A 12928-nucleotide genomic window follows, 5' to 3' on the forward strand; every position below is an offset into this window, starting at 1 on the left:
GTGGCGTGGCCGCAATCATTTGGCTGGTCGCGGGATTGCTCCTCGCGGCGGCAGAGATGCTCACCGGTGATCTGACGCTGCTCATGCTCGGTTCCGCGGCGGTCATCACCGCGGGGGTGAGCGGTCTGGCCGGTACCTCGCCGGTCATCGACGCCGTCGTCTTCGCCATCACCGCTATTTCGCTCATGCTGCTCGTGCGCCCATTCCTGTTGCGGCGCTACGCTGTTCCGCCGGCGCATCAAACCGGGGTGGAGGCTTTGCCCGGTAAGACGGCGCGCGTGCTCGAGACGGTGGACGAGCACGGCGGGCAGGTGAAGCTGGACGGCGAAGTCTGGAGCGCACGTCCCTTCGATCCGGCGGAGTCCTATGCCACCGGCTCGACCGTCTACATCATGAAGATCGACGGCGCCCACGCCGTCGTCTGGAAAGGGCCGTGATGGCTGTACTCATCGTCGCCATCGTTCTCGTGCTGCTGGTGGTCGTGGTGGTCTTCAAGTCGGTGGCCCTGGTGCCGCAGGCCGAAGCCGCCGTCATCGAGCGGCTGGGACGATACTCCCGCACCGTGTCCGGGCAGTTGACGTTCCTGGTTCCCTTCGCGGATCGCATACGCGCCAAGGTGGATCTGCGCGAGCGGGTGGTGTCGTTCCCGCCGCAGCCGGTGATCACCCAGGACAACCTGACGGTGCAGATCGACTCGGTGGTCTACTTCCAGGTCACCAGTCCGCAGGCCGCGGTGTACGAGATCAGCAATTACATTGCGGCAGTAGAACAGTTGACCATCACCACGCTGCGCAACGTGGTCGGCGGCATGACGCTGGAGGAGACGCTGACCTCCCGCGATCAGATCAACCATCAGCTGCGCGGGGTGCTGGACGAGGCCACCGGGCGCTGGGGTCTGCGGGTCTCGCGCGTGGAGCTCAAGGCCATCGATCCGCCCGCCTCGATTCAGGAATCGATGGAGAAGCAGATGAAGGCGGATCGCGAGAAGCGCGCCATCATCCTCACCGCCGAGGGTCAGCGCGAGGCCGCGATCAAGACCGCCGAAGGTCAGAAGCAGGCCCAGATCCTCTCGGCCGAAGGTTCCAAGCAGGCCTCGATCCTGTCCGCCGAGGGTGAGCGGCAGTCGCGCATCCTGCGGGCGCAGGGTGAACGTGCCGCCGCGTATCTGCAGGCACAGGGCCAGGCCAAGGCCATCGAGAAGGTGTTCGCCGCGATCAAGAGCGGGAAGCCGACTCCGGAACTGCTTGCCTACCAGTATCTTCAGACCCTGCCCGAGGTCGCCAAGGGCGACGCCAACAAGGTGTGGCTGGTGCCCAGCGATTTCGGCAAGGCGCTGGAAGGGTTCGCCCGCAACTTCGCCAGCAAGGGCGAGGACGGCACCTTCCGCTACGAGCCCACACCCGACAGTGAGGCCGCCGAGCGCCCCGAGGACGACTCCGACGAGGTCGCCGACTGGTTCGACACGGCCACCGACCCCGCCGCCGAACGCGCGGTCCGCGCCGCCGAAGCCGACGCCCGCACCCCGGTCGAACCCACCGGCCTGCCCCCGAGTGCCCGTTCCCGGCAGGACTCGCTCCCGCCCGTCCAGGAGCATCAGGCCCCGCTCACGAAGCAGTCGCAGCCCCCGCAGCAGTCGCAGCCGCCGCGCCAGGACCCGCCCGGCACCGACCCACGCTGGCAACAACCCCCGCAACCCCCACGCCCCCTGGGGCGTTGATCCCGAGGCGCCGGCAACGATCGTTGCCGGCGCCTTCTCGTATCCACCTCGATCGCAGTCGGCGGATCACCCGAAGCGAGCGCCCTCGATCGGACGTGACAGTGGAATCCGCGCGCCTGTCACGGTCACGCCGGGGGCTGGAAGCCGCCGATCTTCTGTTCCAGGAGTTCGGCCAGCCGCAGTGGGGTTCGGTCCTCGAACATCGGGCCGATGAGCTGCACTCCCACCGGCAGGCCCTCCGGGGACAAGCCCGTCGGGATCGCGGTGGCGGGCAGGCCGGGCAGGGTCGCCACCCCGGCCCAGACGAGTTGGTCGAAGTACGGGTAGTCGACGCCGTCGATGTCGATGTGCCGGTTCTCGAGCCCTCCGTCGTGATTGTGCGGGAAGGCGGGGGTGGGCGTGATGGGGCAGACCACGGCGTCGAATTCGGCGAAGAGGTGTCGCCAGTCCCGGCGGTGGAGTTCGCGGCGGTTGTTCGTCTCGACCCACTCGCGGTGGCTGAGCACCATGGCGCGCAGTCGGGTGGCATCGAGACTTCTATCGTCCGCGCTCAGGTCGGCGGCGCGGGCGCGCAGCTGTTCGTATACGTCCAGGGGAAGGTTCGCCGCGGCGTTGGAGAGCATCAGCAGCATGTAGAGCGTCGCGGCCTCGGTGAGATCCGGCAGCAGCGGACTGTGCCGTGCGACGCTCGCGCCCTCGTCGACGAGCGCCTGTGCGACCCGGTTCACCCCCGCGCGCACCGCCGATCCGGTCGCGATGAGCGGATGGTCCTCGATGATCAGGACGCGGAAGTCCGAGAGTCGCTCGTGGCGCGCGGGCGGCAGTGCGAGTTCGTAGGCACGGCCGTGGGTGAGCGGGTCCGGTCCGGCCATGATGTCCAGCAGCAGGGTGAGGTCGCGGGCGGTGCGTGCCATCGGGCCGACGACGGCGAGGTCGAGGTCGATCGGCAGGGCCGGGGCGGGCGGCGCGACCATGCCGCGGGTCGGAGCCAGCCCGAGTGTCGGCTTGTGCGCGTAGATGCCGCAGAAATGCGCGGGGGTGCGCAGCGAACCGGCCAGATCCGAGCCGATGGACAGCGCACCGAATCCTGATGCCAGCGCGGCCGCCGAACCGCCCGACGACCCGCCCGAAGTGCGCGCGTGATCCCATGGATTGTTGGTGGTGCCGTAGATCTCGTTGAAGCTCTGGATATCTCGCAGCGTCATCGGCACATTGGTCTTACCGAGTATCACCGCGCCCGCCGCCTTCAACCGTGACACCTGCAGCGCGTCGTGCTCGGGTACGTAGTTGGCGTACTGCGGCATGCCCCAGGTCGTGGGCAGCCCGGCCATGTCGTAGGACTCCTTGACGGTGACCGGAATGCCGAGCAGCGGCCCGTCCTCACCGCGGGCGCGCGCCGCGTCCGCACGGCGCGCATCGTCCCGTGCCCGGTCGAAGTCCGGCACACAGACTGCGTTGATCGTCTTGTCTTCGAGTTCGATTCGTGTGATCGCCTGGTCGGTCAGTTCCACCGAGGTCACCTCACCGGCACGCAATGCGGAGGCGAGTTCTTCGGCCGAGTGAAAAGTCCATTCCATGAATGCGACGCTAACCACGTGCCGTGGAAGCCATCAAAAGTTGTTTTCCGCAACGGGTGAATTCGAATCAGCCACCTCCACCGGCGAACGTGCGCGCGAATTCCACCATCGAGGCTGGATCAGCCCAGGTCACAGTGTCGGTGGTGGTCCACATCCCGCGGCGTGAGCCATGAAATGCCGCGCCGCGCAACGGGATGGATGTCTCAGATCCGAGCGCGTACGGCAGCTCCATATCGCCTGTCGGAACCCGACGCCGGAAATGCGGACGGCGTCCGCACGCGAGCGACGGCGGGTACGGCACTGCCGATCTGTGGCCCGTGGCCGTCCGGCGTGGCAGCATGCGGGGTATGGCGATCGCTGCAACATCTTTCGATCATGTCCGGCTGACGGTGTCGGATATCGAGAGGTCTCGGAAGTTCTACGACCTGGTTTTCGGGTGGCCGGTGTATCTGGAGGTGCCCGCCGGGGCCGACGAGGCGACCCGGGAGAAGCTGTGGTTCCTGTTCGGGGGAGTGCTGTACCGCGTGAGCGATACACAGTTGCTGGGATTGCGACCCGTCGCCGAGGACGGATTTCACGAAGACCGTTGCGGGCTCGATCATCTGGCGTTCACGCTGCCCGATCGTGCTGCCCTAGACGCGGCCGTCGCGCTGCTCGACGAGCACGGGATCGAGCACGAACCGATCAAGGATCTCGGGGTGATGGCGATTCTGGAGTTCCGCGATCCGGACAATATCGCGCTGGAACTGGTCGTTCACGCCTGATCGCACGGGTATGAACCTCCCGCCGTCCGGGGTGCGGAACTCGGCGGGCGGAGCCGGTACGAAAGAAGGCCCGCGAGGGACTCGCGGGCCTTCTTTCCTACAGCGGGTGTCAGTCGCGGGAGCCGGTGAAGCGCTCGCCGCTGATCGAGGTGGACTCCTGGCCGTCCACGCCGACCGGCACATCACCTTCGAGGGTGGTGCGGTAGAGCACCCGCGTCACGTCGAGATGATCGAGATCGCTGGGGGCCAGGTGAGCGGTCGCCCGGTTGTCCCAGAACGCGAGACTGCCCTTCTCCCAGCGGAATCGGACCGTGTACGCCGGGTCGGCGAGCTCGGCGTAGAGCAGTGCCAGCAGCGCGTCGCTCTGGCGCGGGCTCAGGCCGACGATGCGGGTGGTGAAGCCCGGGTTCACGAAAAGGATGCGCTCACCGGTCACCGGATGCACCCGCACCACCGGATGCTCGGTGACCAGGGGAGCGGCCGCGACCTTCTTGGCGTAGTCGCTGTTCTCGTTCCACTGCGGCTGCTTGCCGCCGAAGCGGTGCTCGGCACGCAGGCCGTCCAGGAACGACTTGAGCGAATCCGGCAGCCCCTGGTACGCCGCGGCGAGATTGGTCCAGTGGGTGTCCCCACCGCGCTCGGGCGCGATCTCGGCCCGCAGCAGCGAGGCCGCCGGGGGATTGATCAGCGGCGAGACATCGGTGTGCCAGTGATTGGTGTAGCTGAACTTCCGCTTGCCGAAACGCTTTTCGTACAGCCGACTGTCCACCGCGAGGATTTCCGGGAACTCGGTGGGCGCGTCGTCGTCATAAGGATGTGATTTGGTGACCGCACCGAACCGCCGCGAGAACGCGATCTGCTCCGCGTGCCCGATGTCCTGTCCCCGGAAGAACAACACTTTGTACTCGTGCAGCGCGGCGGTCAATTCGGTGACCTGCTCATCGGTGAGTTCGGTGCGCAGATCGATATCGGAGATCTCGGCGCCGATATGCCCGGCGACCGGAGTGATTCGGACGGTGGAAGTGCGGTTTTCGGCTACAGCGGTCATGATTTCTTCCTTATCTTTCTCGATTACCTCGAAAGCGTTCAGGCGGTGGCCTGGATCTCGACCGGCGCGAACTGGCTCTCGACCGGGTCCAGGCCGTAGTGCCCGCGCAGCGTGGTGGCGGTGTAGTCCTCGCGGAACAGCCCGCGCTCCTGCAGGATCGGCACCACGCGGTCCACGAAGTCCTCGAGTCCGCCCGGCAGGTACGGCGGCATGATGTTGAAGCCGTCGGCCGCGCCCGCCTCGAACCAGGTCTGCAGCTCATCGGCGATCTGCACCGGCGTGCCCGCGAAGCTGCGGTGCCCGCGGCCGCCGCCGAGCTTGCCGATCAGCTGGCGCACGGTCAGCTGCTCCTTCTCGGCGAGTTCCTTCACCAGCGTGAAGCGGCTCTTGCCGCCCTGGATCTCGCTCTCGGCGGGCAGCGGCGGCAGCGGCGCGTCGAGAGCGTGTTCGGTCAGATCCACACCCAGCAGCGAAGAGAGTTGCCGCAGTGCGTAATCCGGGGAGATGAGGTCGGTGAACTCCTGCTCGAGCGCTTTGGCCTCCGCCTCGGTGTCGGCGATGAACGGCACCAGGCCCGGCAGCACCTTGAGTTCGTCGGCGGAACGGCCGTACTTGGGCAGGCGCGACTTGAGATCGCGGTAGAACGCCTGACCTTCCTCGAGCGTGCGCTGCGCGGTGAAGACCGCCTCGGCGTAGTGCGCCGCGAATTCCTTACCGCTCTCGGAGGATCCGGCCTGCACCAGCAGCGGCCGCCCCTGCGGGGTGCGCGGGGAGTTCAGCGGTCCGCGCACCCGGAAGCGCTCGCCGTCGTAATCGATGGTGTGCACCTTGTCCGGATCGGCGAACACACCCTCCTCGGGATCCAGGACGATCGCGCCCGATTCCCAGCTGTCCCACAGCCGCACCGCGACATCCACGAACTCCTCGGCCCGCTCGTAGCGCCGGGCGTGCTCGGGGATCGCGTCGTACCCGAAGTTGAACGCCTCGTCCTCGTTACCCGAGGTGACGATGTTCCAGCCCGCGCGCCCGCCGCTGATGTGATCGAGCGAGGCGAACTTGCGCGCCAGGTTGAACGGCTCGTTGTAAGTGGTGGACGCGGTGGCGATCAGGCCCACGTGCTGGGTCGCGGTGGCGATGGCGGCCAGCAGCGTGACCGGTTCGAACACCGCGAGGGTATTGCGCTTGATGCGCGGTCCGACCGCGAGCCCGTCGGCGAAGAACACCGAGTCCAGCTTGCCGCGCTCGGCGATCCGGCCGAGTTCCTGGAAGTGCCCGACGTCCAGCACCCGGTGTTCCTGGGTGCGCGGGTGCCGCCAGGCGGCCTCGTGGTGACCGACGCCCATCAGGAAGGCATTGAGGTGAAAAGTCTTGCGCGAGTTCGACATGAAGAGCGGGGCCTTTCGGGGGAGCTAGTGCGTGGACTGGGTGCGCCACCGGGACAGGCGGCGTTCGACGGCGACCAGGATGCTGTTGAACAGCAGCCCGACCAGCGAGATGGCGATGATTCCCGCGTACATGTCCGGGATGGCGAAGTTCTGCTGCGCGGCGGTGATCAGATAGCCGAGACCCGCACGGGCGCCGAACATCTCGGCCGCGATCAGGACCAGGATCGAGGCGGAGGCGGCCATGCGCAGGCCGGTGAAGATGGACGGGATGGCCGCCGGAAGCACGACCTTGCGGAACAGTTGCAGTGGCGAGAAGCCGAGTGAGACAGCCGATTTGATCAGCAGGGGATCCACGGTGCGGACACCGGTGATGGTGTTGAGCAGGATCGGGAAGAACCCGGCGTACACCACCAGGGCGATCTTGGAGGTCTCGCCGATGCCGAGGATCAGGATGAACACCGGCAGCAGGGCCAGCGCGGCGGTGTTGCGGAACAGCTCCAGGATCGGATTCAGGAAATCCGCGACCGGTCGATACCAGGCGATGGCGACGCCGACCGGTACCGCGAGCACCAGGGCCAGGGAGAACCCGACCAGGGAGCGGGTGAGGCTGGCCGAGACGTTGTCCCACAGCTGACCGTTGCGGATCAATTCGATCGTCGCATCGACCACGGTGGAGAACGGCGGCAGGAAGATCTCGTCGACCAGGCCCAGGCGCGGCGCGGATTCCCACAGCAGCAGGAACAGCGCGATCACCAAGGTGGGCTTGAAGAGTCGCCAGGCGACGCGGCCGGCGGCACGGGCCACGCGCAGCGCGAGGCTCGGTTCGGAGGTGACCCGGGCGGGCTCGGTGGACGGCGTGGTCGATGCGCCGGGTTCGGCGGGCGTGCTGCCGGATTCCTCCGGGGCGCGGGTATCCGTCACGGCCGACACCTCGGGGGCCGACACCGCCCCGGAGACCGTGGCATCGGCGGCTGCCCGGCCGGTCTCGGCCGGGGTTGTCGCGGTATCGGACTCGAGCAACTTCGGCGTGCCCGCGACCTGCAATGCACTAGACATGGGTGGACCTCCTGTCGGCGGAGAGAGCGGCCTGTTCCAGGCCCTGGGCGCGTGCCACCTCGTCGTGCAGCAGCGTCCAGATGTGGTGTCGCAGTTCGCGGAAGCGCTCACTCGAGCGCACGTCCGGATCGCCCTCGCGATCGAGGTCGATATCGACCACGGCCTTGACCCGGCCCGGTCGTGAGGTCAGCACCGCGACGCGCTGTCCCAGGTACACGGCCTCGTCGATGCCGTGGGTGATGAACAGGATGGTCTTGCCGGTCGCCTTCCAGATGCGCAGCAGTTCGTCCTGCAGCGATTCACGAGTCTGGGCGTCCAGGGCCGCGAACGGCTCGTCCATCAGCAGTACTTCGGGATCGAAGGCGAGGCTGCGCGCGATGGCGACCCGCTGCTTCATTCCGCCGGACAGTTCGTGCGGATAGCGATCGCCGAATCCGCTCAGCCCGACGAGATCGAGGTATTCGTCCGCGATCCGGCGTCGTTCGCGGCGGCGAATTCCCTTGGCTTCCAAGCCGAATTCGATATTCGTGCGCGCGGTGCGCCACGGCAACAGCGCGTACTGCTGAAAGACCACGCCGCGATCGAGTCCGGGTCCGGCCACCGGGGAGCCGTCCAGGAGAATCTGCCCGGAGGTGGGCTTGTCCAGACCGCCGAGCAGATCCAGCAGAGTGGATTTGCCGGAACCGCTGGGGCCGACCAGGACCAGGAATTCCCCGGCCCGCACATCCACGGTGATGTCGTCGAGTGCCGTGAACGCTTCGCGCTCACCGCGTACCCGGAATTCCTTGCGTACGCCGCTGAGGGCGAGTTTCACCGGTGCGCTCATTTCGCGACCGCCTCTCCGCTCGGCCCGCTGGTCGCGGGGTAGGTGCCGTTCGAGTACGGGTTGTCCTTGTTGGTGAACAGGTCGGTGGCCTTCAACTTGCCCTCGGGCAGATCGCCGTTGCGCACCAGCCAGTCGATCCAGATCTGCAATTCGCGCTCGGCGACCACGCCGCCCGGCACCGGAATTCCCGAACTCTTGTAGTACTGCAGGAGATTGGTGTTCTCGTTGCGTCCGCGCTTGTTGATGATCTCGGCGAACTTGGCCACCACCTCGTCGCGCGGGGTCACCTGCAGCCAGCGGGTGGCGCGAGCGGTGCCCTTCACGAAGTCGGCGACCGCGTCGGAATGCTGCTTGATGTAGTCGTTGCGGAAAACGTATGTGCCGTAGTCGAATTGACCGAAAAGATCCTTGTCGGTGTACAGCGTGTGCAGTCCGCCGCGCTGTATCGCGGTGTCGCGGAAGACCGAGCCGAGAGCCGCCACGTCGATCTGCCCGTTGCGCAGCGCCTCCTCGGTATTGGCCGGCGGCAGCACGACCAACTGGACCTGCTTGATCTCCGCTTCGCTCAGACCCTGCTGATGCAGCCATTCCCGGGTGATGAACTCGTGGTGCGCGCCGAGCGTGTTCACCCCGACCTTCTTGCCGATCAGATCCCGCGCGGATTTGATCGCGGAATCGTCGCGAACGAAATAGCCGGTGTAATTGAGTTCGTCCGCGCCGTACGAACTCAGCACCGAAGTGACCTGTGCGCCACCGGCGATCAGTTTCACCACCGCGCCGTTGAACGCGCTGCCGAATTCGATCTGCTTGGTCGCGGCGGCCTGCACGTTCGCCGGGCCGCTGGTGGTGTCACCCTCCCAGTGCAGCTGGATCTTGTCGAAGTAGCCGAGTTCGGCGGCGAGTTCGTACGGCGTGACCAGGCCGGTCTGGCCCTGGTAGCGCACGACGGTCTTCCCGTCGGAGGTGGTGCCGGCATCGGTCTTGCTGCAGCCGCTGACGACCACGAGTGCGGTGGAGAGGGCGAGCGCGGTGGCGATCGCACGCCGCCATCGGCGCGGTCGGGTGGAATTGAACATGCCTAGTCCTTCGATGAATATGTCCGTCGCACTGCGGGATACGAGAATCCGGGCAGTGGAAGGGAATCGTGATGCGAGCACGGGTCGACTACAGGCGAGCCGACGAAGCTCCCTGCCGCGGGGCGTGACACCGCGTGTGCGGTGGCGAGATCAGGCTCGACAGATGCCGGGCGGGACGCGCATCAGGTCGAGCGCGCGCCGTCGCGTGAGGACGGTGAAGGGGCTCATGGGAAGACCTTTGCGGGACGTGCCGAAACGGCGGTGATCTGGTTCTTTGTCCATCGTGCTGGGATCAGGGGCTGCGGGCAACCGCCATTTCACGATGTGGAAATCAGCGTGATTGCAACTCTCAGACAGCGGAATCCATTGGCCCGGAGGCAGTTTGGAATAGGGGTGCGATACGCCCGGCGGCGGTGCGCATGGCCGGGAGAATGCGCCGGACCAATTCGTCGTCGAGTCGAGCCGAGCGAGCCTGTACGGCCAGCGCGCCGCGCACCTGACGATTGGGTCCGACGATGGGGACCGCGACCGAACGGATCGGATCATCGGTCGGGATCAGCTCGCTGGCGAAGCCGCTGCGGCGCACCCGATCGAGGTGGCTGTGCAGGCCGCCGGGACGCACCGGCCGGGGATCGCGCTGGTCGGCGTGTTCCTCGACGATGGTCGAGGTGGGGGAGAAGGCCAGCAGGGCATGTCCCACGGCGCTGGCGCGCAGTGGCTGCCGGGCCCGGGGCACCTGATTCGGGCAGAACCACTCCGGGGGCCGGGCCTGGAAGACGGTGAGGGCGTCGCGCTGTTCGACCACGCCCACGCTGACCGTGATCCGGATCCCGGCGGCCAGCGCGTACAGATGGGGCGCGGCCGAATCGAGGCCGAGCCGGGTGAGCGCGGGCCGGGCCAGCGAGGCGAGCCCGTGCCCGATGCGGTAGCGGTCGTTCGAGGAGTCCTGCTCGAGCAGTCTGCCGCGCACGAGGGCCTGGGCCAGCCGGTGCGTGGTGCTGACGGGCAGACCGGCCATGTGCGCGAGCTCGCTGAGCGAGAGCTCCGGATCGTCACCGTCGAAGCAGTTGAGTACCTCGATCGCGCGATCGACGGCGCGTGCACCGGAACGCGGTTCGTCTGTCATGAGTCCTCCTGCGGGAATCGACGTTGCCGGAACTATCGCGATCCCGGGGGCGTCCGGCAATGATTCGGCGCAGCGCGATCCGATTCGCCCGGTCAACGGCGCATTTCGACGGAATTTCGCACGAGTTTGTCGTCTATTCTCGGTGATCGGCGCATTTCGGCTGCTGATCGCTTTGTCCGACCTTTGTATTACGCGATCCGGATCACTAAATTCGAGTGACCTCCGTCACAAAATGTTTGGGTAATTCCGCATTTGTAATTAAGGCGACATCGGATGTCAGCTGCGAAAACGGAAAGAGTGCGGCCGAGACCGTTTTGTCAACCCACCGTGATCTCCGCGTGATTACTCGTGATTGTTCCGTTACCGTCGCTCTCGGCTCGGATCAGACCGAGTCCCAACTCGAATCGTCGAACACCCGCAATCCCGTCCCGCGGTTCGAGAGCAATCGACATCCCTGGGGACGGGGACCCGGAGACGACACCCCGGGCCGGCAGGGCGCAGGCAGGGAATCCCATATGCATCGCAATCGCAAGTTCAGCACCCGCATGATCGTCGCCACCGCCGCTTTCGGCGCTGTCGCCTCCGTCCCGTTCGCGCTGTCCACCGCGACCGCCTCGGCGGCCGGGAACTGGGACGCCGTCGCGCAGTGCGAGAGCGGTGGTAACTGGAGCATCAACACCGGCAACGGCTACTACGGTGGCCTCCAGTTCACCCCGAGCACCTGGGCCGCCAACGGCGGTACCGGCAGCCCGGCCAACGCGAGCCGCGAAGAGCAGATCCGCGTCGCCGAGAACGTCCTGGCCACCCAGGGCCCCGGCGCCTGGCCGGTCTGCGGCGCCAACCTCTGAGGCTGAACACCTCCACGAGGCGCAGCACCACGAACACGTAACGATGGCCCTGTCCCGCAATGACGCGGGACAGGGCCATCGTCGTGCGCGGGGACGCCCGGTGCTGGCGGTCGAGGACAGTCCGCATCTGCCTGGCGTGGTCACCAGCTTGTCAGATGGTGCCCTTCACGCCGCACCAGGCGGCGAAGCCGCGGACGCTTTCGCTGGAGCGGGCGTCTTCGCGGGCCAGGACACGGACGGTCTCGTGGACCATCGGGTGGTAGCGCGTCAGGGATGGCGCGATGGCCTTCGCGGTCTGGAGGGAGTCGAGGACGCGGGCTCGGTTGCCATGCAGGAGCCATGCTCTGGCCAGGTCGATGTGGTGGTGGCCCGAGCGTGAGCGGGGAGTCCCGGGTGGGATGACGAAGGAATCGGCGCGGCTGAGCGCTTCGGTGCCGTTCATCATCTCCACGGCCAGCGCCACGGACCAGATGCCGACGTTCGTCGGGCCGAAGACCAGCACCGGATCGCGATCGTGGCCGACGCGCGCTGCGGTCTCGGCCGCTGCGGCGAGGTGTGTATCGGCCGAATCGCGGTCGCCGGAGCGCGCCGCCGCCAGGCCGGATTGCAGGTGCAGGCCGCCCCAGGCGATGAGATCGTGCTCGGCTCCCACTCCGAGCCGGACTTCGAGTTCGGTCCGGCAGCGTTCGAGGAAGGCCAGCGCGGACTTCCAGTCACCGCCGCTGGACAGCAGGGTCGCACGATGGAACTGTCCCGCTGCGATCCAGAGTGGATCGCCGGATTCGTCTGCGGCCCAAGCCATCCGGTCCACGGCCAGCGCGGCCAGATCGAGATAGCCGAGTTTGTGCGCCAGACTTCGTGCGTTGTAGTACATCTCGCACAGCAGCGAACTCGCGAGTTCGCGTTCACGGCCGGTGGCGCGGTGGACGAGGGCGCGGGTCTCGGTCAGCAGCGGCGGGACCGTGGCTGCGAGCTTCGGGGCAGAGGCGTCACGGCGGAAACGCCGGATCTCGAGGACTCGCCCGGTGACTTCCGCGATGGAGCGAACTTTCAGGTCCGGGGCATCGAGATCGTAGGCGGCCAGCTCGTTTCGAATGAGTGCGATAGCCGCGTGGACCTCACGGTCCACACTCGTCGTCTGCGGAAACGGTTGCCCCAGTAGCTCGGTCACCCCGACCCGCAACGCCTTCGCGCACGCGGCGACGAACGCGGGAGATGCCGCCCGTCTGCCCTGCTCGACAGCCCGCACCAGCGACGGGGATTGGTTGGCTTCCATGGCGAGACGAGCTTGCGTCCACCCGATCAGCTTGCGCGCCTGGGCGACTCTCGTGCCGACGCCGGCGGGTTCTCCAGCCACCATGTCCCCATTCCACTTCGTCTCGCGTATCGGGGCTGCCACAAATTGTAGTAGTTCACGTGCGCGCCGGACGTCACTCTGACCTCTACGTTCAGCGCTCAGGCGGGCTTCGGCTCACCTCGTTCGAGGCACTGGCCGTTCGAATGGC

The 12928-nt window shown here is 66.9% G+C and carries 12 protein-coding genes; 4 read left to right on the forward strand and 8 right to left on the reverse strand.

The window, feature by feature from the left end:
• The first annotated feature begins 5 nt into the window (after positions 1-5).
• Both NJ1_RS14365 and NJ1_RS14370 read left to right on the forward strand, forming a co-directional pair.
• Positions 6-437, forward strand: a complete 432-nt coding sequence (locus NJ1_RS14365) for an NfeD family protein (protein WP_067693326.1) — start codon at positions 6-8, stop codon at positions 435-437.
• Positions 437-1717 (forward strand): SPFH domain-containing protein, encoded by a 1281-nt coding sequence (locus NJ1_RS14370; protein ID WP_067693329.1) that lies wholly within the window; start codon positions 437-439, stop codon positions 1715-1717. The genes NJ1_RS14365 and NJ1_RS14370 overlap by 1 nt, the downstream gene beginning before the upstream one ends.
• A 125-nt stretch (positions 1718-1842) precedes the next feature.
• Here the strand turns inward: NJ1_RS14370 and NJ1_RS14375 are convergent, their stop codons facing one another.
• Positions 1843-3294, reverse strand: coding sequence for an amidase (locus tag NJ1_RS14375; RefSeq protein ID WP_067693332.1), 1452 nt, complete (start codon positions 3292-3294; stop codon positions 1843-1845).
• A 347-nt stretch (positions 3295-3641) separates the two neighbouring features.
• On the opposite strand from NJ1_RS14375, the gene NJ1_RS14380 reads away from it, so the two are divergent.
• Positions 3642-4058 (forward strand): VOC family protein, encoded by a 417-nt coding sequence (locus NJ1_RS14380; protein ID WP_067693335.1) that lies wholly within the window; start codon positions 3642-3644, stop codon positions 4056-4058.
• A gap of 109 nt (positions 4059-4167) precedes the next feature.
• Here NJ1_RS14380 and NJ1_RS14385 read toward each other — a convergent pair whose 3' ends face one another.
• The 6 genes from NJ1_RS14385 to NJ1_RS14410 form a co-directional block, all read right to left on the reverse strand.
• Positions 4168-5106, reverse strand: a complete 939-nt coding sequence (locus NJ1_RS14385; RefSeq protein ID WP_067693338.1) for a TauD/TfdA dioxygenase family protein — start codon at positions 5104-5106, stop codon at positions 4168-4170.
• Positions 5107-5144: 38 nt separating this feature from the next.
• A complete protein-coding gene (locus tag NJ1_RS14390; protein WP_067693341.1) occupies positions 5145-6491 on the reverse strand; it encodes an LLM class flavin-dependent oxidoreductase in 1347 nt (448 codons plus the stop codon).
• A gap of 24 nt (positions 6492-6515) precedes the next feature.
• The gene (locus NJ1_RS14395) at positions 6516-7547 is read right to left on the reverse strand and encodes an ABC transporter permease subunit (protein WP_084478193.1); all 1032 of its coding nucleotides are present in this window, start codon (positions 7545-7547) and stop codon (positions 6516-6518) included.
• The gene (locus NJ1_RS14400) at positions 7540-8373 is read right to left on the reverse strand and encodes an ABC transporter ATP-binding protein (RefSeq protein WP_067693344.1); all 834 of its coding nucleotides are present in this window, start codon (positions 8371-8373) and stop codon (positions 7540-7542) included. Before NJ1_RS14400 ends, NJ1_RS14395 begins: the two co-directional genes overlap by 8 nt.
• On the reverse strand, positions 8370-9449 hold the full coding sequence (locus NJ1_RS14405; protein WP_067693347.1) for an ABC transporter substrate-binding protein: 1080 nt from the start codon (positions 9447-9449) through the stop codon (positions 8370-8372). The genes NJ1_RS14400 and NJ1_RS14405 overlap by 4 nt, the downstream gene beginning before the upstream one ends.
• Before the next feature lie 349 nt (positions 9450-9798).
• Positions 9799-10575 (reverse strand): IclR family transcriptional regulator, encoded by a 777-nt coding sequence (locus NJ1_RS14410; protein WP_067693349.1) that lies wholly within the window; start codon positions 10573-10575, stop codon positions 9799-9801.
• A 515-nt stretch (positions 10576-11090) separates the two neighbouring features.
• On the opposite strand from NJ1_RS14410, the gene NJ1_RS14415 reads away from it, so the two are divergent.
• Complete coding sequence (locus NJ1_RS14415) at positions 11091-11423, forward strand: transglycosylase family protein (RefSeq protein WP_067693351.1); 333 nt, start codon at positions 11091-11093, stop codon at positions 11421-11423.
• A 151-nt stretch (positions 11424-11574) separates the two neighbouring features.
• On the opposite strand, the gene NJ1_RS14420 is transcribed toward NJ1_RS14415, so the two are convergent.
• Positions 11575-12783, reverse strand: coding sequence for a helix-turn-helix domain-containing protein (locus NJ1_RS14420; protein ID WP_067693353.1), 1209 nt, complete (start codon positions 12781-12783; stop codon positions 11575-11577).
• Positions 12784-12928 lie beyond the last annotated feature (145 nt).

This window comes from Nocardia jejuensis NBRC 103114 (assembly GCF_001613145.1).
Taxonomy (GTDB): domain Bacteria; phylum Actinomycetota; class Actinomycetes; order Mycobacteriales; family Mycobacteriaceae; genus Nocardia; species Nocardia jejuensis.

Excerpts from the sequence above, each read along its gene's own strand:
- NJ1_RS14405 (WP_067693347.1), bottom strand. The coding sequence starts at position 9,449 with ATGTTCAATTCCACCCGACCGCGCCGATGGCGGCGTGCGATCGCCACC.
- NJ1_RS14415 (WP_067693351.1), top strand. The coding sequence starts at position 11,091 with ATGCATCGCAATCGCAAGTTCAGCACCCGCATGATCGTCGCCACCGCC.
- NJ1_RS14395 (WP_084478193.1), bottom strand. The coding sequence starts at position 7,547 with ATGTCTAGTGCATTGCAGGTCGCGGGCACGCCGAAGTTGCTCGAGTCC.
- NJ1_RS14420 (WP_067693353.1), bottom strand. The coding sequence starts at position 12,783 with ATGGTGGCTGGAGAACCCGCCGGCGTCGGCACGAGAGTCGCCCAGGCG.
- NJ1_RS14380 (WP_067693335.1), top strand. The coding sequence starts at position 3,642 with ATGGCGATCGCTGCAACATCTTTCGATCATGTCCGGCTGACGGTGTCG.
- NJ1_RS14400 (WP_067693344.1), bottom strand. The coding sequence starts at position 8,373 with ATGAGCGCACCGGTGAAACTCGCCCTCAGCGGCGTACGCAAGGAATTC.
- NJ1_RS14370 (WP_067693329.1), top strand. The coding sequence starts at position 437 with ATGGCTGTACTCATCGTCGCCATCGTTCTCGTGCTGCTGGTGGTCGTG.
- NJ1_RS14375 (WP_067693332.1), bottom strand. The coding sequence starts at position 3,294 with ATGGAATGGACTTTTCACTCGGCCGAAGAACTCGCCTCCGCATTGCGT.
- NJ1_RS14410 (WP_067693349.1), bottom strand. The coding sequence starts at position 10,575 with ATGACAGACGAACCGCGTTCCGGTGCACGCGCCGTCGATCGCGCGATC.
- NJ1_RS14385 (WP_067693338.1), bottom strand. The coding sequence starts at position 5,106 with ATGACCGCTGTAGCCGAAAACCGCACTTCCACCGTCCGAATCACTCCG.
- NJ1_RS14390 (WP_067693341.1), bottom strand. The coding sequence starts at position 6,491 with ATGTCGAACTCGCGCAAGACTTTTCACCTCAATGCCTTCCTGATGGGC.